17 protein-coding genes are annotated in these 18,820 nt (G+C 74.9%); 10 read left to right on the top strand and 7 right to left on the bottom strand.

Annotated elements, in window-relative coordinates; translation table 11 throughout:
• Nucleotides 1–7: 7 nt before the first annotated feature.
• Nucleotides 8–946, top strand: coding sequence for an ADP-ribosylglycohydrolase family protein (locus OU787_RS02925; protein WP_268658443.1), 939 nt, complete (start codon nt 8–10; stop codon nt 944–946).
• 56 nt (nt 947–1,002) lie between these two features.
• On the opposite strand, the gene OU787_RS02920 is transcribed toward OU787_RS02925, so the two are convergent.
• Nucleotides 1,003–1,908, bottom strand: a complete 906-nt coding sequence (locus OU787_RS02920; RefSeq protein WP_268658442.1) for an aldo/keto reductase — start codon at nt 1,906–1,908, stop codon at nt 1,003–1,005.
• Between the two features lie 403 nt (nt 1,909–2,311).
• Between OU787_RS02920 and OU787_RS02915 the strand changes: the two genes are divergently transcribed.
• The 3 genes from OU787_RS02915 (at nt 2,312) to OU787_RS02905 (ending at nt 4,741) form a co-directional block, all read left to right on the top strand.
• Nucleotides 2,312–2,986 (top strand): DedA family protein, encoded by a 675-nt coding sequence (locus tag OU787_RS02915; RefSeq protein WP_035956173.1) that lies wholly within the window; start codon nt 2,312–2,314, stop codon nt 2,984–2,986.
• A 166-nt stretch (nt 2,987–3,152) separates the two neighbouring features.
• The gene (locus OU787_RS02910; protein WP_030461669.1) at nt 3,153–3,845 is read left to right on the top strand and encodes an O-methyltransferase; all 693 of its coding nucleotides are present in this window, start codon (nt 3,153–3,155) and stop codon (nt 3,843–3,845) included.
• Nucleotides 3,846–3,850: 5 nt separating this feature from the next.
• A complete protein-coding gene (locus OU787_RS02905) occupies nt 3,851–4,741 on the top strand; it encodes a Gfo/Idh/MocA family protein (RefSeq protein WP_030461670.1) in 891 nt (296 codons plus the stop codon).
• 52 nt (nt 4,742–4,793) lie between these two features.
• On the opposite strand, the gene OU787_RS02900 is transcribed toward OU787_RS02905, so the two are convergent.
• The 3 genes from OU787_RS02900 to OU787_RS02890 all read right to left on the bottom strand — a co-directional run bounded on the left by OU787_RS02900 (nt 4,794) and on the right by OU787_RS02890 (nt 7,162).
• Entirely contained in the window at nt 4,794–5,687 is an 894-nt protein-coding gene (locus OU787_RS02900; RefSeq protein ID WP_268661791.1) for a hypothetical protein, read from the bottom strand.
• A 127-nt stretch (nt 5,688–5,814) separates the two neighbouring features.
• Nucleotides 5,815–6,903, bottom strand: a complete 1,089-nt coding sequence (locus OU787_RS02895; RefSeq protein ID WP_030461672.1) for a hypothetical protein — start codon at nt 6,901–6,903, stop codon at nt 5,815–5,817.
• 4 nt (nt 6,904–6,907) lie between these two features.
• Complete coding sequence (locus tag OU787_RS02890; protein ID WP_268661978.1) at nt 6,908–7,162, bottom strand: hypothetical protein; 255 nt, start codon at nt 7,160–7,162, stop codon at nt 6,908–6,910.
• On the opposite strand from OU787_RS02890, the gene OU787_RS02885 reads away from it, so the two are divergent.
• The gene (locus OU787_RS02885) at nt 7,146–8,279 is read left to right on the top strand and encodes a damage-control phosphatase ARMT1 family protein (protein WP_442788415.1); all 1,134 of its coding nucleotides are present in this window, start codon (nt 7,146–7,148) and stop codon (nt 8,277–8,279) included. The two genes, OU787_RS02890 and OU787_RS02885, sit on opposite strands and share 17 nt — an antisense overlap.
• 49 nt (nt 8,280–8,328) lie before the next feature.
• Here OU787_RS02885 and OU787_RS02880 read toward each other — a convergent pair whose 3' ends face one another.
• Nucleotides 8,329–8,844 (bottom strand): DinB family protein, encoded by a 516-nt coding sequence (locus OU787_RS02880; RefSeq protein WP_268658440.1) that lies wholly within the window; start codon nt 8,842–8,844, stop codon nt 8,329–8,331.
• A 258-nt stretch (nt 8,845–9,102) separates the two neighbouring features.
• Between OU787_RS02880 and OU787_RS02875 the strand changes: the two genes are divergently transcribed.
• The gene (locus OU787_RS02875; RefSeq protein ID WP_030461682.1) at nt 9,103–10,050 is read left to right on the top strand and encodes a GNAT family N-acetyltransferase; all 948 of its coding nucleotides are present in this window, start codon (nt 9,103–9,105) and stop codon (nt 10,048–10,050) included.
• 24 nt (nt 10,051–10,074) lie between these two features.
• Here the strand turns inward: OU787_RS02875 and OU787_RS02870 are convergent, their stop codons facing one another.
• Nucleotides 10,075–11,859, bottom strand: a complete 1,785-nt coding sequence (locus OU787_RS02870) for an ATP-binding cassette domain-containing protein (protein ID WP_268658439.1) — start codon at nt 11,857–11,859, stop codon at nt 10,075–10,077.
• Nucleotides 11,856–13,967 carry an ATP-binding cassette domain-containing protein gene (locus OU787_RS02865; protein ID WP_268658438.1) on the bottom strand — a complete coding sequence of 704 codons (2,112 nt, stop codon included), beginning with the start codon at nt 13,965–13,967 and terminating at the stop codon, nt 11,856–11,858. Before OU787_RS02865 ends, OU787_RS02870 begins: the two co-directional genes overlap by 4 nt.
• 587 nt (nt 13,968–14,554) lie before the next feature.
• On the opposite strand from OU787_RS02865, the gene OU787_RS02860 reads away from it, so the two are divergent.
• The 4 genes from OU787_RS02860 to OU787_RS02845 all read left to right on the top strand — a co-directional run bounded on the left by OU787_RS02860 (nt 14,555) and on the right by OU787_RS02845 (nt 18,817).
• Nucleotides 14,555–15,898 (top strand): condensation domain-containing protein, encoded by a 1,344-nt coding sequence (locus tag OU787_RS02860; RefSeq protein ID WP_268658437.1) that lies wholly within the window; start codon nt 14,555–14,557, stop codon nt 15,896–15,898.
• An 85-nt stretch (nt 15,899–15,983) separates the two neighbouring features.
• Nucleotides 15,984–16,874: a diiron oxygenase gene (locus OU787_RS02855; protein WP_268658436.1), complete on the top strand. Its 891-nt coding sequence runs from the start codon at nt 15,984–15,986 to the stop codon at nt 16,872–16,874.
• Between the two features lie 55 nt (nt 16,875–16,929).
• On the top strand, nt 16,930–17,781 hold the full coding sequence (locus tag OU787_RS02850) for a hypothetical protein (RefSeq protein ID WP_268658435.1): 852 nt from the start codon (nt 16,930–16,932) through the stop codon (nt 17,779–17,781).
• Nucleotides 17,768–18,817, top strand: a complete 1,050-nt coding sequence (locus OU787_RS02845) for an NAD(P)H-dependent flavin oxidoreductase (protein ID WP_268658434.1) — start codon at nt 17,768–17,770, stop codon at nt 18,815–18,817. The genes OU787_RS02850 and OU787_RS02845 overlap by 14 nt, the downstream gene beginning before the upstream one ends.
• Nucleotides 18,818–18,820: the final 3 nt, after the last annotated feature.

Below are 18,820 nucleotides of genomic sequence, written 5' to 3'. Positions count from 1 at the left end.
CGGGCGCATGACCACGACCACCACCACCGCCCGGCAGGCCGCCCGCGACGCACTGGAGGGCCTGGCCCTCGGGGACGCCTTCGGCGAGCGCTGGTTCGAGCTGTTCCGGGCGCCCGCCGAGGCGGTCGAGCAGATCCGGGCCCGCCGCACGCCCGAGGAGTCGCCCTGGCACTGGACGGACGACACCGCGATGGCCCTGTGCGTGTACCGGGCGCTGCTCGACCAGGACGGGGTGAACCGCACCCGGCTGGCCGCGATGTTCGGCGCGACCTTCCTGGCCGACCCGGCCCGCGGCTACGGCTACGGGATGACCCGGCTGCTGCCGGTGCTCGCCGAGCGGCCCGAGCGGTGGAGCAGCGAGGCCCGCGAGCTGTTCGAGGGGCAGGGCAGCCTCGGCAACGGCGCCGCGATGCGGGTCGCCCCGCTGGGTGCCTGGTTCGCCGACGACCTGGACGAGGCCGCCGAGCAGGCCGCCTACTCCGCCGAGGTCACCCACACCCACCCGGAGGGCGTCGCCGGGGCGGTGGCCGTCGCGGTGGCCGCCGCGCTGGCGGCCCGCGGCCGGACGGCCGGCGGCGGACCGGCCGGGGCCGCCCTGCTGCACGAGGTGGCCGCCCGCACCCCCGCCGGGGCGATCCGCGCGGGCGTCACCGCGGCCGCCGACCTGCCCGCCGGGACGGCGCCGTGGCGGGCCGCCGACCTGCTCGGCAACGGGCAGCGGATCCGGGCCTCCGACACCGTCCCGTTCGCGCTCTGGTCCGCCGCGCACCACCTCGACGACCTGGCGGGCGCGCTGTGGACCACCGCCGAGGGCCTCGGCGACGTCGACACCACCTGCGCGATCACCGGCGGCGTGGTCGCCGCCCGCACCGGCCTGTCCGGCGTCCCGGCGGCCTGGCTGGAGCGCCGGGAGACGCTGCCGGAGTGGGTGGCGGAGGGGGAGTAGCGGGGGAGTGGGCGGCGGGCCGGGGCGGGTCTCAGCCGGTCGCGGCGTAGCGGGTCTCAGCCGGCCGGGGCGTCCAGCCGGGCGAGCTGCCCGGGGGTCAGGCGCAGTGCCCCGGCGTCGAGGTTCTCGGCCAGGTGGGCGGGGTTCGAGGTGCCGGGGATGGCGAGCACGTGCGGGCCGCGGTGCAGCGTCCAGGCGAGCCGGACCTGGGCGGGGGTGGCGCCCAGTTCGGCGGCGACGGCGGTGACCCGGGCGTCCCGCTCGGCGGCGGGGGCGGCCTCCCGGGCCGGGCCGGAGATGGCGAAGAACGGGACGAAGGCGATGCCGAGTTCGCGGCAGAGGTCGAGCGTCCCGTTCTCGTCGGCGAGGCGGCGGTCCAGGCCGTAGGAGTTCTGCACGCACACCACGGGGGCGATCGCGCGGGCCTGGTGGACGTGCTCGGGGCGGGCGTTGGACAGGCCCAGGTGCCGGATCAGCCCGGCCCGCCGCAGGTCGGCGAGCACGCCGAAGTGCTCGGCGACGGACTCCACGTCCGGCCCGTTGCGGCGCAGGTTGACCAGGTCGAGGTGGTCGGTGCCGAGCTGGCGCAGGTTCTCCTCGACCTGGGCGCGCAGCTGGTCGGGCCGGGCCATGGTGTACCACTCGCCGTCCGGGGTGCGGCCGGGGCCGACCTTGGTGGCCACGGTGATCCGGTCGGCGCCGGGCCAGCCGGCCAGGGCCCGGCCGATCAGGGCGTTGGCGGAGCGCAGCGGCGAGAAGTAGAACGCGGCGGTGTCGACGTGGTCCACGCCGTGCTCGAACGCGGTGTGCAGCAGCCGGACGGCGGCCGCCCGGTCGATCGGCGGGCCGTCGGAGTTGCCGTGCATCCCGTTGCCGGTCAGCCGCATCGCGCCGTAGCCGAGGCGGTTCACCGCCAGGTCGCCGAGCTGCCAGGTCCCCGCCGCCGAGGCGTGTGCGGTCATGTCCGTCCCCCTGTTGGTGCCGTGTCGGTGCTGTGCCTGCGCCGGTGCCGGTGCCGGTGCCGGTGTCGGTGCCGGGTGCTGCCGGTGCGTCAGGTGTCGGAGTATGGGCCCGCGCCGGACGGTCGCGACAGGGCCCCGGACCTTGAGTGATCTCACACCCGGAGCGGGAACGAACGGCCCGGCGTGCCGCGTTGGATCGGGTGTACGGCACCTGCGGGGGAGGCGTCCGGCCCGGGCCTCGGGGGGCACTCGGCGCGGTGGGCGGGAGCGGCTAGGCTGGCCCGGCCGGTTCTTTACTGAAATTTTCCTGTGTGCCGTACGGCCGTGCTGCGCGATTGCGATTGCGATCGTGCGGTGCGCCGGGCCGACGGCCCTCGTCCTGCCCAGACGGAGGTACTCCGCCTTGCACGTCGATCAATGGATCAATGACGTCCCACCGACCCTGGTGTACGTCATCATCGGTCTGATCATCGGACTGGAGAGTCTGGGCATCCCGCTGCCCGGCGAGATCGCCCTGGTCACCGCCGCACTGCTGGCCGCCAAGGGCACCGTCAGCCCGTGGGGCGTGGCGCTCTGCGCGATCGCCGGCGCGATCATCGGCGACTCGATCGGCTACGCGATCGGGCACAAGGGCGGCCGGCCGCTGTTCGAGAAACTCGGCCGGAAGTTCCCCAAGCACTTCGGGCCGGACCACCTGGCCACCGCCGAGCGGCAGTTCCAGCGCTGGGGCATGTGGGCGGTGTTCTTCGGCCGCTTCGTCGCCCTGCTGCGGATCTTCGCGGGCCCGCTGGCCGGCACCCTGCGGATGCCGTACTGGAAGTTCCTGATCGCCAACGTGCTGGGCGGCGTGGTCTGGGCCGGCGGCACCACGCTGCTGGTGTACCAGGTCGGCAAGGTCGCCGAGAAGTACCTGCAGGGCGCCTCGTACATCGGGCTCGGCGCGGCCGTGCTGTTCGGCGCCGGGTCGGCGCTGCTGCTCAAGCGGAAGGCGAAGAAGTCCCGCGCCGAGCACCCGGAGCAGTCCGGCGGCAAGAGCGGCGAACCGCTCGCCGAGACCTTCGCGGAGACCGCCGACTGATCCCGTCCGCTCCACCGAGGCCGCCGCGACCCCTTGCCGGGCACGGCGGCCTCGGCGTGTCCGGGGCCGTCCGGGCCGGGCCGCGTTCCGGCGTGTCCGGGGCCGGGCCGGAGTAGGGTCGCACCCGCACGCCGGTCACGGCGCGATCACGGAGTGGGGAGAGGCAATGCAGGAGAAGGACCCGCAGGTGTGGACCGCGGTGGACGAGTACGCCGAGGACCTGCTGTTCGCACCGGACGCGGTGCTGGACGCGGCGCTCGCGGCGGCCGACGAGGCCGGGCTGCCGAAGATCGCGGTGGCCGCCAACCAGGGCCGGCTGCTGCACCTGCTGGCCCGGATGCAGGGCGCCCGGCGGATCCTGGAGATCGGCACGCTGGCCGGCTACAGCACCATCTGGCTGGCCCGCGCCCTGCCCGCCGACGGCACTCTGACCACCCTGGAGATCGACCCCGCGCACGCCGCCGTCGCCACCGCCAACCTGGACCGGGCCGGCCTCGCCGACCGGGTCGAGGTCCGCCTCGGCCCGGCCCGGGACAGCCTGGCCGACCTGGTCGACCGGGGCGCGCAGCCCTACGACTTCTTCTTCGTCGACGCCGACAAGGCCAACATCCCGCACTACGTCGCGGCCGCGCTGGAGCTGTCCCGGCCCGGCTCGGTGATCGTCGTCGACAACGTGGTGCGCGGTGGGAAGCTCGCCGACGCCGACAGCACCGACCCGGCGGTGCGGGGCGTCCGGCGGATGCACGAACTGATCGCGGCCGAGCCCCGGTTGGAGGCCACCACCGTGCAGACCGTCGGCAGCCGCGGCCACGACGGGTTCACCCTGATCCGGGTCGGCGGCGACGGAGTGGAAGACTGACCACCATGCGCATCGGACTCCTCGGCACCGGCCCCTGGGCGGGCTTCGTGCACGCCCCCGCCCTGGCCGCCCACCCCGACGTCACCTTCGCCGGACTCTGGGGCCGCCGCCCCGAGGCCGCCGCCGAACTCGCCGCCGTCCACGGCGTCCCCGCCTACCCGACGGTGGACGCCCTGCTCGCCGACGTCGACGCGGTCGCCATCGCCCTCCCGCCGGACGTGCAGGCCGAGTACGCGACCCGGGCCGCGCAGGCCGGCAAGCACCTGCTGCTGGACAAGCCGGTCGCCGCCACCGTCGACGCCGCCCGCGCCGTCGAGGACGCGGTGGCCGCCTCCGGCGTCGCCACGGTGGTCTTCTTCACCACCCGCTTCGGCCCCGCCCAGGACGCCTGGATCGCCGAACAGGCCGCCCAGGACGGCTGGTTCACCGCCCACTGCCACTGGATCGGCTCGGTCTTCACCACCGACAGCCCCTACGCCGCGTCCCCCTGGCGGCAGCAGAAGGGCGCCCTGTGGGACGTCGGCCCGCACGCGCTCTCCGTCCTGCTGCCCGTCCTCGGCGAGGTCGACCGGCTGACCGCCGCACCCGGTCCCGGCGACACCACCCACCTGGTGCTGCGCCACCGCGGCGGCGCCTCCAGCACCGTCACCCTCAGCCTCACCGCCCCGCCCGCCGCCTCCGCCGACGGCGCCGCCGTCGAACTGCGCGGCACCGCCGGCGTCACCACCCTCCCCGGCCGCGACGAGCACCCCACGGCCGCGTTCGCCCGCGCGCTGGACGGCCTGCTCGCCTCCGCGAAGAGCGGCGAACCGCACCCCTGCGACATCCGGTTCGGCCGCCAGGTGGTGGAGGTGCTGGCCGCCGCCGAGGAGCAACTGCTGCGCGGCGGGCGGTAGTCGGAGCCGGCCGGGGAACCGGTCAGGGAGCCGGTCGGGGAGCCCGCCGGGGTCACCGCGACCCGGCGGGCTCCTCCGGTCCGGGGTCCGGTTCGGCGTTCGGTTCGGCGTTCGGCTGGGACCGCTTCCAGGGGCGGGGGATCCGCGCCACCAGGCTGCTCCCGGGTCCGGCGGCGTCCTCGAGGTCCGCGAGGTCGTCCAGGCCCTCGAAGCCCTCAACGTCCTCGACGTCGATCACGTCACCGGTGTCCGCCCGCGCGCCCGTGGCCAGCTCCAGGCCGGAGAGGTGGTTCTTCAGCCGCTTGGCCATCGGGAGGTAGGTCGCCAGGGTGAGCCCGCCGGAGAGGACGGCACCGACCACCGGGATGGCCTTGGAGACGCCCTTGGCGAAGGTCTGCTTCGTCATCTGGACGCCCAGGTAGGCCGCGACCTTCTTCACCACCGGGTAGACGACGCCCTTGGTGAGCGCCTTCCGGGGCAGCTGCTTGACCAGCTGCTCGGATATCGCCTTCGCCAGCTTCCCGACCGCGACGTTCGCGGAGTGGGTGCCGTACATGACGCCGAGGAAGAGCGTGAACACGCCCTTGGTCGCGTCGTCGAGGTCGTCCTCGCCGGAGAACAGGTCGGGCCAGCTGTAGAGGTAGGCGAGCTTCTGCGCGATCCGCAGCATGTGGCCGAAGTACTGGGCCAGGTCGGCGGGCACGGTGGCCGGGAGGAAGAGCACGCCGGGGATCCCGGCCGCGGCGGAGAGCGCGCTGACCTTGCCCGCCTCGTAGCGGATGGAGTCGTTGGCCGCCTTCTCCAGCACCTCGGCCGGGATGCCCGCCGCCGCCGGGCTCTCCCGGACCGCCTGTTCGACCTGCTCCGCGGAGCAGCTGCGCGCCAGCGTCTTGCGCAGGTACGCCTCCCGGTCGATGCGCACCCCGGGGAGGTTCGCGGCGTACATCAGCACGGCGGAGAAGCGCAGTTCGGGGTTCTCGGGCGTTATGTTCGCGGTCACGGCAGGAACCTACCGCATCAGGAGCACACCTGATCTTTTCCAAACATCCACCGGAGCGCGGGAGTTGGTCCGGTCACGGGGTGGCCGGGCGGCGGTCGGCCGGGCGGCGGGGCGGGATCGGGGTGGCGGGGAAGTCGCGGGGGCCGGTCCACAGGGCGGGGACGGCGTCCGCGCGGCGGGCCAGTTCGTAGGCGACGGACTCGTAGTTGACCCGCCAGCCGCGGAAGTGCGGCCAGGCCTCGGCGACCGTCCGCTCCAGGGTCAGGCCCGCGGCCGTGACCAGGGCGGCGGCCGCGTCGAACTCGGCGTACGTCAGCCGGATCGGCTCGTCCGGGTCCGGGTCCGGCTCGAACGGGATGCGCACGGCGGTGGCGATGTCGCGCAGCGCGGTGAACCCGGCGCGCAGCAGCAGGCGGGCCTCCGGCGGGGCGGAGCGCGGGTTGAGGGCCAGTTGCATCGCGGCGGCGTCCATCACCGCGATCAGGCCGACCACCCAGCTGCGGTACGGCTGCGGGGAGCGGAACGAGATCAGCACCGGGTAGTTGGAGTGGCCCTCGCCGAGGTCGGCCGCCAGCCGCTCCCAGTCCCGGTACAGCTCCGGCAGTTCGCTCTCGGTGCGCACCAGCGCCTGCCGGGCCAGCAGTTCCGGCCCCCAGGCCGGCTCGCCCGCCCGCGACTGCAGCAGCGTCACCTCCAACTCCCGCCGGTTGTACGCCCCGTACAGGGTCGGCAGGTAGGCGATCAGCAGCGCGATGATCAGCGGGCCGTTGGCCGCCGCCAGGAAGTCGATCACCGACAGGTGCAGCCGGTCGCCGCTGGCGAAACCCAGCGTGAACAGGCTCGACCCGGCCTCCCGGAACGCCACCCGCCACGCCAGGTCGGACGTCCCCTGCAGCAGCAGGGTGTACGCGAGCAGCGTCGACAGCAGCCAGCAGCCCAGCATCCCCAGCAGGATCAGCGGCGCCAGCCATGTCTGCGCCCGGTCGATCGCCCGGTAGCCGCCGAACGGCGCCGCCACCGTCCGCAGCACCCGGCGCAGCACCGACCAGAGCCGGATCACCAGCGCCGAGTACAGCCCGCGCGGCACCACCAGGGTGCGCAGGATGCTCGCCGCCGTCACCAGCAGCAGCGCCGCCCCGGCCACCGTGAAGATCACTCTCATGCGGTCATTGTGACGGCAGCCCGGCCGCCGTCCGGCCACGGGCCTGCCGTGTCCGCCGCCCGGGCCGCCCGGGCCGTGAAAGCATCGGCCGCAGCACCGCCCGTCCGCCCCTTCCCCGGAGAGAGCCGAGCCCGCCCGTGCCGAACAGCCCCGTGTCGGACAGCCCCGTGCCGAACAGCCCTGCGCCGGACAGCCCCGTGCCGAACAGCCCTGCGCCGGACAGCCCCGTGCCGTCCGCGCCGGTGATCCGGATCGACACCCCCGGCTCCTTCGCCCGGAGCGTCTTCCACGAACGCCACCCCGTCCTGCTCCGACAGGTGCTCGACGCGCTGCCCTACGGCCCGCAGCAGCGCGCGGACCTGGCGGAACTGCTCGCCCGGAGCACCGGCGGCGGCCCGCTGCACCCGCCCGCCGGGGACGACCCGGACGCGGCGCGCTGGCAGGAGTGGGGCGCCGGACTGTGGGGGCGGAGCTGGGACGAGGCGCCGTTCCTGTGGGCGGAGAGCTACTTCTACCGGCAACTGCTGGACGCCACCGGCTACTTCCGGCCCGGCCCCTGGCAGGGCGTCGACCCGTTCGCGCCGTTCAAGGCCGCCGAACTGGCCAGCCCGGCCGTCGACGGCGAACTCGCCGCCCTCGACCACCCCGGGGCGACCCGGCCCCGGGCCCTGCTCTCCGCCGCGCTCTGGGGCAACCGGGCCGACCTCGGCTTCCGCCTCACCGCCGAGGACGGCGCCGCCGCCCCCGACCTGGTCGCCGACGACAGCGCCGCCCTGTGGACCGCCCTCGAACGGGGCCGCGGCGGCCGGGTCGGCCTGATCGCCGACAACGCCGGCCGGGAACTGCTCCCCGACCTGGTCCTGATCGACCACCTCCTGACCTCCGGCCTCGCCGGACACGCCGCCCTCTACGTCAAACCCCACCCCTACTTCGTCTCCGACGCCACCACCGCCGACACCCTCGCCACCCTCGCCCGGCTGCGCACCGCCCCCGGCCGGGCCGCCGCGGCGACCGGCGAACGCCTCCGGCGGGCCGTGGCCGACGGCACCCTGACCATCCGCACCCACCCGTTCTTCTGCGCCCCGCTCCCCTTCGACGCGATGCCCGCCGACCTGCGGGACGACCTGGCCGGCGCCACCCTCACCATCCTCAAGGGCGACCTCAACCACCGCCGCCTGGTCGGCGACCGCCACTGGCCCCCCACCACCCCCTTCGCCCCCCTCACCGCCTACTTCCCCACCCCCGTCGCCACTCTCCGCACCCTCAAGTCCGACGTCGCCGTCGGCCTCGCCCCCGCCACCCTCGCCCGCCTCGACGCCACCGGCACCCGCTGGCGGACCGACGGGCGGCACGCCCTGATCCAGTTCCGCGCCTAGAGCGGGCCCGGGTGCTCCGGTGGCCGGGGGTGGCGGCGGGCCGGCGGGGTCAGGAGCCGGTGCGGCCGTCGAGGAGTTCGCGGAGGATGTCGAGGTGGCCGTTGTGGCGGGAGGTCTCCTCGATGAGGTGGAGGAGGATCCAGCGGAGGTCGGGGTGGCGGCCGTCGCGGATGGACTGCTTGGCGGGGGTGTCCAGGGGGTGGTCGGCGACGAGCCGGCGGTGGACGGCGTTCTGCTGTTCGTACTCCTCGAGGAGCTGGGGGAGCGGGAAGTCGACCGCGGTGCGCATCTCCGGGTCGGGGTCCTCGTCGGTGGCGTGGACCAGGGGGCCCTCTTCCTCGGCGCCGAGGAAGACCACCTGGAGCCAGAAGTGCTCGACCCAGCGCAGGTGGCTGATCAGCCCGCAGGCGGTCATCAGGGGGGAGCCGGGCAGGGGGGAACGGCGGGCGTCCTCGGGGGAGAGGCCCTCGCACTTGGCCCGCGCGGTGGCCCGGGCGTAGTCGAGGAAGGTGGTCAGCTGGGTGCGCTCGTCCCAGGAGGGAGGCGTGTCGGTTCGCTCAGTCATCGCGGGCATTGTGCCCGGACTCCTGACGGGGCGTCGACGGATTTTCCCCGGTCGGGCGGGGATCGGGCGGGCCGGGGCCGCCCGCGACCGGTGGACCCTGGAAATCATCGTCAACGGCCACGCCGAGCTGGTGGATTGACGGGAAGGAGGATGGCCGATCATGGAAAGGAAACGAAAAAGCGGTGAAGGAGGGCCGGTCGGCCGGGTAGAAAGGGTGGGTTTGCCGGAGGAATCGACGACGGAGGAGGGGGAGCGGCGATGGCACTCCCGGACGGTATGGCGGTGCGGCCCGCGGTGGCCGAGGACGCGGCGGCGGTCTGTGCGCTGCTGAACCAGGTGGACGAGATCGAGATCGGGCGGGCGGAGACCGAACTCGACGAGGTGGAGTCCGAACTGCGCGGCGAGGGCGTCGACTTGGCGCAGGACTCCTGGCTGCTGCACGACGCGGACGGGAGACTGGTCGGCTACGGGCTGGTCCGGGACCGCTCCGGCGGGGAGCGGATCGACCTCGACCAGTACCTGCTGCCGGACCAACTCGCGGGCGGACTGCACCTGTTCGACCTGATGGAGGCCCGGGCCGTCGAGCTCGCCCGCCGCAACGGCGCCGACCGCGCCGTGCTGCACCTGCTGCTCAACGCCGAGCCCACCACCGACACCGGGGCGATGCGGGACCGCGGCTGGCGGCTGGCCCGCCGCCACCACGCCCTGCGGCGCGACGTCTCCCCGGAGACCGACCCGCTTCCCGAGCCCCCCGCCGGGGTGCGGCTGCGCGACTGCACGCAGGAGGCGGACCGCCGGACCGCCCACCGGCTGCACCAGCAGACCTTCGCCGAGCACTACGACTTCAAGCCCCGCAGCTACGAGCAGTGGCTGGCCGACATCAACGCCGACACGGTCGACTGGACCAGGGTGTGGGTCGCCGAACTCGACGGCCACGGCGACGTCGCCGTGCTGCGCACCGGCGTCCGACTTCCCACCCTGGCCTGGGCGTTCAACATCGGCGTGCTGCCCGAGGCACGCGGGCGCGGCCTCGGCGGCTACCTGCTGCGGCACTTCTTCGCGGTGCACGCCGCCGACGGCCGGGCGGCCGTCGGCCTGGGCGTCGACACCGAGAACGCGACCGGCGCCCCGGAGCTGTACCGCAAGCACGGCATGGAGGTCGACTTCTCCGTCGACACCTGGGCGCTGGTGCTGCCCACCGCCTGACCCGCCCGGCCCCGGGGGAGGGGGTCAGGCGTACACCCGGGCCTGGAGGCGGTACAGCTCCGCGTACAGGCCGCCGGCGTCGAGCAGTTCCCGGTGGCCGCCGGCCTGGACCAGGCGGCCGTGCTCCAGGACCAGGATCAGATCGGCCATCCGGACGGTGGAGAAGCGGTGCGAGACCAGCACGCTGACCGCGCCGGTCCGGGCCCGGGAGTCGGCGACCAGCCGGGCGAACCGCTCGAACAGGGTCTGCTCGGCCGCCGCGTCCAGCGCCGAGGCCGGCTCGTCCAGGACCAGCAGCAGCGGGTCGCGGCGCAGCAGCGCCCGGGCCAGGCCGAGCTTCTGCCACTGCCCGCCGGACAGGTCCACGCCGTCGCCGTAGCTGCGCCCGATCAGGCCGTCCAGCCCGCCGGGGACGGCGGCGGCCACCGGGGCGGCCTCGGCGGCGTCCAGGGCGGCGGACAGGGCCGCGTCGTCGTCGATCCGGTCGAGGTCGCCGATGCCGGTGTTGTCGCGCAGGCGCAGTTCGAGGCGGGCGAAGTCCTGGAACAGGGTGGCGGTCCGGCGCTGCCAGTCGGCCGGGTCGGCGGCGGCCAGGTCGACGCCGTCGACCAGGATCCGCCCGCCGGTCGGCCGGTAGAGGCCGCAGAGCAGTTTGACCAGGGTGCTCTTGCCGGCGCCGTTCTCGCCGACCACGGCGAGCGCGGTGCCGGCCGGGATGTCGAGCGTGACGTCGTCCAGGACGCGGCGGGTGCTGCCCGGGTACTGGAAGCTGACGTGTTCGAGCCGGATGCCGCGGGTCAGGAGGAGCGGAGTTGACGCGGCGTCAGATTTGTTGGGGTGGAGGGCTGTTGGGGGTTTCAGGGCGTCCAGGCGGTGGGCGGTGCGGCCGGCGTCCTGGAGGACGGTGAGCAGCTGGATCGCGGTGCCGACCTGGAGCGAGAGCTGGGCGGCCAGGGTGATCACCAGGATGACGTCGCCGAGCGGGGAGACGCCGTGCTGGGCCTGCCGGACCACCAGCCAGATCGCGGCGGCGTAGCCGAGCGCGAAGCAGAGCTGCCCGCCCGCGCGCAGGGCGGCGGCGCGGGTGTGGGCGCGGCCGAGCAGGCGGGTGCCGGCCTGCCACTCGCGGTGGTGGCGGGCCAGCAGGAAGGGTGCGGCGCCGGCCAGCCGGGCCTCCTTGGCGGTGGCGTGGCCGGTGGCGACGTCCAGCAGGTGGCGGCCCAGGCGCTGGTGCGGGGCGGCGGACTCCTTGGCGGTGTCCAGCAGCCGCTGGGCCCGGTTGCCGGCCAGCACCGGGACGGCGCCCAGCAGCGGGAGCAGCAGCAGCCACGGGTCGAGCAGGCCGAGCAGGACCGCCGTCAGCCCCAACTGGACGGCCAGGCCGCCGAGTTGCAGAGCCGCTTCGAGGGAGGCCCGGGTCCGCGGCAGGTCGTCGCGGACCAGCGCGAGGGTGTCGGCGAACCGGGGGGTGTCCAGGTCCTCCAGGCCGGGCCGGCCGTGGGCGAGGGCGACCAGCCGGTTCTGCAGTTCGACCTCGCCGAGGTCGCCGAGCTCGAAGTAGGCCAGGTGCGCGAAGTGGCCCATCATCAGTTCGAGCACCAGCAGGGCGGCGGCGGCCAGGCCGAGCAGCACCGCGCTGCCGCCGTGTCCGGCCAGCGTCTCGGTGGTCAGGCCCTTCAGGCACAGGGCGATCAGCGGGGTGGCCAGGCAGCCGGCCGCGACCATGGCGGCGGCCCGCAGCAGCCGGCGCGGGTCGCACCGCCAGGCGAGGGTCAGCAGGTGGCGCAGGGCCGGGATCAGGTCGGTCACCGCAGGGCCTCCTCGGCGGGCGGGGCGTCCAGGGCAGCGGGGTCGGCGGCGTGGTCGGGCGTGGCGTGGTCGGTCGAGGCGTCGGGTGTGGTGTGGTCGGGCGTGGCGTCGGCGGTGAAGCGTTCGGCCTGGGCGCGGAACAGGCGGGCGTACTCGCCGTCCAGGGCCAGCAGTTCGTCGTGGGTGCCGGACTCGGCGACCCGGCCGTCGGCGAGGACGACGATGTGGTCGGCGCGCCGGACGCTGGAGAAGCGGTGCGCGATGATGACGCTGGTGACGCCGCGGGTGATTTCGAGGAAGCGGTCGAAGAACGCGGCCTCGGCGCGGACGTCGAGCTGGGCGGTGGGCTCGTCCAGGACGAGCAGCGAGGCGCCGTCGGCGAGGGCCAGCATGGCGCGGGCCAGGGCAACCCGCTGCCACTGCCCGCCGGACAGGTCGCTGCCGCCCCGGTAGTGCGAACTGAGCACGGTGTCCAGGCCGTTCGGCAGCGCGTCGAGCACGTCGAGGACGCCGGCCCGGTCGGCGGCGGACCGCAGCGCGGGCCGGTCGGTGAGCAGGGCGGGGCGGCCGAGGGCGATGTTCTCGGCGGCGGTGAGCTCGTAGCGGGCGAAGTCCTGGAAGATCACCGCGATCCGCCGGTGCCAGTCGGCGACCGGCCGGCGGGCCAGGTTGGTGCCGCCGACGGTGATCCGTCCGGCGGTGGGTTCGCGCAGCCGGGCGAGCAGCCGCACCAGGGTGGTCTTGCCCGCGCCGTTCAGGCCGACCACGGCGGTGGAGCGGCCGGGCGGCAGCTCGAGGTCGAGGTGGTGCAGCACGTCGGGGCCGTCGGGGCGGTAGCGGAAGGAGACGTCCTCCAGCCGGATCGTCCCGGCGGCGGGTGCCGCGTCGGCGGGCGCCGCGTCGACGGGTGCTCCACCGGCGGGCGCTGCGTCGGCGGGCACCGTTTCGGCGGGCGCTGCGTCGACGGGTGCTCCACCGGCGGGCGCCGCTTCCGCGGGCGCCGCTTCCGCGGGCGCCGCGTCGGCGGGTGCCGCGTCCGCCGGAAGGGCCTCAGCGACGGGCCGCTGTTCGAGGGTGCGCAGGGCGTCCTCGGCGGTGAGCCCGTACAGGGTCTGCATGTCGCTCTCGGGGAAGAACACGCCGAACCGCATCGGCACCAGCACGGCCTGCAGGGCGGCGGAGAGCTGGAGCAGCGTCAGGGTGTGGGCGGCGCCGCCGCGGGCGAGCAGGGTGAGGGCGGCGCCGCCGCCGAGCAGGCCGACCGCGGCCAGGCCGAGGAAGGGGCGGAACAGCAGGCGGCGGCGGGTGGCCCAGAGCGGTTCGAGGTAGCGGCGGGCCTCGGCGGTGTGCCGTTCGCGCAGCCAGGGGACCAGGCCGAGCATCCGGGCCTCCTTGGCGATGCCGGTGCCGGTGGCGGCCTTGCGCAGGTAGGCCAGGCGTCGGCGGCGGCCGGTCATGGTGGCGCGGGCCGCGCCGAAGCGGCTCAGCGCGCCGCGCTGCCCGGCCCGGATGACCAGCGCGGCGGCGGTCACCAGCAGGGCCGGGAGCCAGCCCAGGGCGATGCCCACCACGGTTGCCGCGCCCAGTAGTTGGGCGTAGCGGGCGAGCAGGGCCAGGGTGCCGGCGGCGGCCTCGCCGGGGGTGGGCGAGAGGCGGTCGAAGCCGCCGCGGGCCTCGGCGAGCAGGTCGAGGACGTCCTGCTCCTCCAGGTCGGCGCTGTCCAGGCCGTCCAGCGCGCAGGCCATCAGGTCGGCGATCCGGGCGCCGTCGACCCGGCGGGCCACCAGCTCGCCGGCCAGCGCCTGGAACGGGGCGAGTGCCTGCTGGAGGACGAACGCGGCGGCGGCGATCAGCAGCGCGGCGGTCGGCCCGCCGCCGCCGGTACGGGCGGCGGGCAGGGCGGCGATCAGGTGGCTGGTGGCGGCGATGAAGCCGATCGGCAGTAGGCCGACGGCCAGGTGCAGCGCGCTCGCCCCGGCCAGCAGGGCCGGGTGCAGCAGGCGCAGCAGCCGGGCGGCGGCCAGCCGGTGCCGGACGCGCCGGCGCAGCCGTTCCGGCAGGCCGGGCGGCGTGGCGGCGGGCGTGGGTGGGGGAGCGGAAGAGGGCACGGGCGGGTGCCTCCGGGTTTCGGTGGGTCTCGTCGAACGGACGTGGTGCGCCCGGCGCGCCGCGGGGCGGACGGGCGGCGCGGCGTCGGGAACGCGGGAGGGGCGGGAACGCGGGAGGGTGCCCGGCAGCCGGGACGTCGATGTCGCCGGGAGGCACGAGCCCCAGAGTCTGCTGCAGGGCCGTCAAATCCGTCAAGAATTCACCTGACGGCCATTCACCGTTGGTTGCGGTGTGGGGTGGAAGCGTTCGGAACTCTTCCACTTGGTCTAGACATTTGATCGACTTCCCGGCTAGCGTCCTGTCCGGATCGAGTCCGGCCGGACACCGCCGGTTGCTCGTTCGCAGTGCGCTCGACGGGGGTTGGCGCACGTTCCCGGGCTGCGGCAGGCCCGCTGCCGGGGAGAGCTGTTCCGTTGCGTCGCCGTGCCCATCAGGCCGGCGGGCCGGGACGCGTTCCCCCGGTCGCACGCCCCGTTTCCGCCCGGCCGTCGCCTCCTTCCCCGCCGACGGCCCTCGTCCGCGCGCCGTCCCACCGGCGCGTACCGGAGAGGAACCCGCTGCTGTGGAGAGCGTTGACACCCGTACGGTGACCTACCGCGGTGCCCGGACCGGCACCGCGCCCATGACCTGGGGCCAGCGCGCGATCTGGAAGTCCATCCGCTGGCTGGACGACGGCGCCCACTACTTCAACATCCGCCGGACCGCCCAACTGACGGACGGCACCGACGAGTTGCAGGTGGACGCGGCGCTCGCCGCGCTGCTGGAACGGCACGAGGCGCTGCGCACCACCTTCCACGAGGGCGCCGACGGCTGGCGCCAGCACGTCACCGACACCGGCACCCTGCGCTACGCCGTGGTCGACGCCGCACCCGGCACCGCCGCCGACACCGCCGCCCGGATCGGCGACGAACTGGTCGCCCGCACCTTCCGGCACACCGAGGAGATCCCGTTCCGCTGCGCCCTGGTGCGCGACGGCGGCCGGCCCGCCCACCTGGTGCTGGTCTTCTCCCACCTCGGCGTGGACTTCTGGGCGGTGCGCCAACTGGAGCAGGACCTAAGGGAGTTGCTCGCCGGAGAGCCGGGGCCCGCCCCCGACTGGCAGCCGCTCGACCAGGCCGGGTACGAGAGCGAGGGGGAGGGCGCCCGGCGCGGCGCCGCCGCCGTCGAGCACTGGCGGCGCACCCTGGAGAAGACCCCGCCCGCGCTGTTCCCGCCGGTCGACGACCGGGGCCGCCCCGAGCGCTTCGTCCGGCTCGGCATGGACTCCCCGGCCGCCGCCGTCGCCGCCACCGCGATCGCCGAACGCTGCCAGGTCTCCACCGGCACCGTGCTGCTCGCCGCCACCGCCGCGGTGCTCGGCGCCTGGACCGGCCACCCCGTCGTCCCGCTGCAGCTGATCGCCGTCAACCGGCACGACGAGCGGACCCGCCGGCTGGTCGCCGCGATGGCCGAGAACGCCCTGTTCTCGCTCGACGTCGGCACCGGCACCTTCGACCAGGCCGTCAAGCGCGCCTTCCTGGCCGGCATGAACGCCTACCGGCACGCCCACTACGACCCGATCGCCGTCGACGAGGTGCTGGACGCCGCCAAGGAGCGCAACGGCGGCGTGCTGCAACTCGGCCACTTCTTCAACGACAAGCGGATGCACGACCGTTGGGAGAACCTGCCGGACGTCCCCGCCACCCCCGAGGGCCTGGCGCCGCTCACCGAGAAGACCCGGATCTTCCACGTCGGCTCCTGGGAACGGCAGGACGCGCTGTTCTTCGTCCACACCACCTACGCGCCCGACACCGCCCTGCTGTACCTGATGGCCGACACCGAACTCGTCCCCCGCCAGGACGTCGAACGGGTGCTGCGCGCCTTCGAGACCCTGCTGGTGGCCGGCGCCGCCGAGCCCGTCGAGCTCGCCGCCGTCACCTTCGACCGCTGAGCCGACCTCCCCCGTACCAACTGCTGAACCGTCCCCCTGCACGAACCGCTGAACTGCTTCCCCCCCCGCACGAGGAGGACCCCGCATGAGCACCGCCACCGCCGCCGACGCGCCCGTCTGGGACGAGGAGGTCGCCGCCGCCGTCACCCGGCTGACCGCCGCCGCCGAGAACGAGTACTACAACCCGTACCAGACCTTCGAGTGGCCCGAGCGCATCCCCGAGGGCGCGCTGTGGATGAGCGAGGACCTGCTCACCGTCCACGGCACCGCCGCCGCGGCCGAGTTGAGCCGCGAGCAGTACCTGGCGCTGTCCAAGTGGGAGAGCATCAACTTCTACAGCCTCAACGTGCACGGCATCCGCGAACTGATGCAGGAGGTCGTCCGGCGCATCCACGCCCCCGGCTACGAGATCCCCACCCCGTTCTTCCACCACTTCCTCGGCGAGGAGAACGAACACATGTGGTTCTTCGCCGAGTTCTGCCTGCGCTACGGCGGCCGGCTGTTCCCCGACCGGTCGATGGCCTTCCCCGGCGAGAAGCACTCCGCGCGGCTCGACAACTTCGTGGTGTTCAGCCGGATCCTGATCTTCGAGCAGATCGTCGACCACTTCAACAGCAAGATGGCCGCCGACCCCGCGCTGCCCGACACCATCCGCGCCATCAACCGGGTCCACCACCAGGACGAGTCCCGGCACATCGCGTTCGGCGCCCAACTGGTGCGCGCCCTGTGGCAGCGCCTGGTCGAGGTCGGCGACGAGCGGGAGACCGCGCACGGCCGGCAGTACGTCGAGAAGTACCTCCAGTCGTCCATCCAGCAGCTCTACAGCGTCGACGCCTACCGCGACGCCGGCATCCCCGACCCGCTGGCCTTCCGCGCCCGCGTCATCGCCGACCCCGCCCGGCAGGCCGCGCACGCCGCCATCACCGCCCGCACCACCGCGTTCTACCGCCGCATCGGCGTGCTCGACGCCGCCTGACGGAACGTCAACTCCATTGCCCGGTAAGTCCAGCAAGCCCATTGAGGGGAACCGCATGAGCACCCGGACCGCCGACCTGCCCCCGCTGCGCGAACCCGGCCCCGGCCTGGTCGTCCTCGACCCGACCCGCGCCGCGCTGCTGACCGAACTCGACACCCTGTTCACCGGCCTCGCCGAGCAGCTGCACGCCCCCGCCGTGATCGGCCCGCCGCTGCTGCCCGCCGAAGGACTCGCCAAGCTCGACTACTTCCGCAACTTCCCGCACCTGGGCGTCGCCGCCGCCCGGTACCGGGGCGACACCCTGGACGCCCTCGCCGCCGGCCAGGACCCCGCCGAGCAGGACGTCCACCCCACCGGCTACCTGCTGCCCTCCGCCACCTGCTACGGCCTGCTGCTCTCGCTGGCCGGCGCCGAGGTCGGCGACGGGCAGCGGGTCACCGCCATCGGCCGCTGCTTCCGCAACGAGGACCACTACGACGGGCTGCGCCGCCTGTGGGGCTTCCACATGCGCGAGGTCCTCTACCTCGGCACCCCCGACGGCGTGCGCGACCACCTCGCCCGCTCCAAGGAGTTCGTCCTCGACCTGGCCGCCGCCCTCGGCATCGCCCTCGACTACCAGCCCGCCAACGACCCGTTCTACGACCGCACCGGCTCGCGCGCCAAGCTGATGGCCCTCGACCCGGTCAAGTACGAGTTCCTGGCCGCCGACGGCACCGCCATCGCCTCCGTCAACCGGCACCGCAACTTCTTCGGCGACCGCCTCGGCATCACCTCCGCCGGCCAGGCCGCGCACAGCGGCTGCACCGCGTTCGGCGCCGAACGCTGGGTGCACGCCGCGATCCTCACCCACGGCAGCGCCGGGGCCGCGCTCGACCGGGTCCGCGAGGTGCGCGATGCGCGCCGCTGACGCCGCTGCGGGTGCTGCGGCCGCCGCGGTGGGCGCGGCCGCGCTCGGCGTCGAACTCCCGCTGGTCCAGGCCGGGATGGGCGGCATCGCCGGGCCCGCCCTGGCCGCCGCCGTCAGCGACGCCGGGGCGCTCGGCACCGTCGCCCTCTACAAGAGCGACCGGGCCCTGGCCGCCGCCCTGGTCGAGCAGACCGCCGCCCGCACCACCCGCACCTTCGGCGTCAACGTCATCCCCGAGGTCGCCGACCGGCTGCTCGACCAGCAGCTCGACGCCGTCCTGGAACGGGCCGACCGGCAGCTCACCGTCAACAGCTACGGCCTGCCGCCGCAGCCCTTCGCCGCACGGGTCCGGGCCGCCGGGCACCGGCTGCTGATCCAGACCGGCAGCCACCGCGACGCCCGCACCGCCGCCGCGCTCGGCGCGCACGCCGTCACCGTCCAGGGCACCGAGGCCGGCGGCCACCACCTCGGCGGGCAGCCGCTCGCCGAACTGCTCGCCGAACTGCGCGCCGACCCCGACTTCGACCTGCCGGTGCTCGCCGCCGGGGCCGTCGGCACCGGCGCCGACCTGCTGCGGGTGCTGGCCGCCGGGGCGCACGGGGCGATGTGCGGCACGCTGTTCGTCGCCACCGCCGAATCCGCCGCCCACCCCGACTACCGGCGCGACCTGGTCGCCGCCGACCCCGCCGACACCGTCGTCACCGACCGCTTCTCGATCGGCTGGCCCGGCCGCACCCACCGGGTGCTGCGCAGCGCCGTCACCGACGCGCCCGCGCCGCTGCCCTCCGCACTGATCGCCTGGACCACCGTGATGGGCACCCGGCGCCCCGTCCCGCGCGGCTCCGCCGCCGCCCCCACCGTGGAGGCCGAGGGCCGGGTCGGCGAGATGGCCCGCTACGCCGGGCTCGGCGTCGGCGCGATCACCGGCGTCGAACCGGTGGCCGCGGTCCTCGCCCGGCTGCGCGAGCAGTACGCCCGGGCGCTGGCCGATGCCCGGCTGCCGGAGGACGTCCGGACGCCGGCCGGAGCCCGGTGACCG

This window comes from Kitasatospora sp. YST-16, from assembly GCF_026802215.1.
Taxonomy (GTDB): Bacteria; Actinomycetota; Actinomycetes; order Streptomycetales; family Streptomycetaceae; genus Kitasatospora; species Kitasatospora cineracea.
This window is presented reverse-complemented; position numbering and strand designations above follow the sequence as displayed.

Coding starts and splice junctions, on each gene's coding strand:
- OU787_RS02920 (WP_268658442.1), bottom strand. CDS start 1,908: ATGACCGCACACGCCTCGGCGGCGGGGACCTGGCAGCTCGGCGACCTG.
- OU787_RS02855 (WP_268658436.1), top strand. CDS start 15,984: ATGAGCACCGCCACCGCCGCCGACGCGCCCGTCTGGGACGAGGAGGTC.
- OU787_RS02880 (WP_268658440.1), bottom strand. CDS start 8,844: ATGACTGAGCGAACCGACACGCCTCCCTCCTGGGACGAGCGCACCCAG.
- OU787_RS02845 (WP_268658434.1), top strand. CDS start 17,768: ATGCGCGCCGCTGACGCCGCTGCGGGTGCTGCGGCCGCCGCGGTGGGC.
- OU787_RS02875 (WP_030461682.1), top strand. CDS start 9,103: ATGGCACTCCCGGACGGTATGGCGGTGCGGCCCGCGGTGGCCGAGGAC.
- OU787_RS02910 (WP_030461669.1), top strand. CDS start 3,153: ATGCAGGAGAAGGACCCGCAGGTGTGGACCGCGGTGGACGAGTACGCC.
- OU787_RS02900 (WP_268661791.1), bottom strand. CDS start 5,687: ATGTACGCCGCGAACCTCCCCGGGGTGCGCATCGACCGGGAGGCGTAC.
- OU787_RS02925 (WP_268658443.1), top strand. CDS start 8: ATGACCACGACCACCACCACCGCCCGGCAGGCCGCCCGCGACGCACTG.
- OU787_RS02850 (WP_268658435.1), top strand. CDS start 16,930: ATGAGCACCCGGACCGCCGACCTGCCCCCGCTGCGCGAACCCGGCCCC.
- OU787_RS02905 (WP_030461670.1), top strand. CDS start 3,851: ATGCGCATCGGACTCCTCGGCACCGGCCCCTGGGCGGGCTTCGTGCAC.
- OU787_RS02895 (WP_030461672.1), bottom strand. CDS start 6,903: ATGAGAGTGATCTTCACGGTGGCCGGGGCGGCGCTGCTGCTGGTGACG.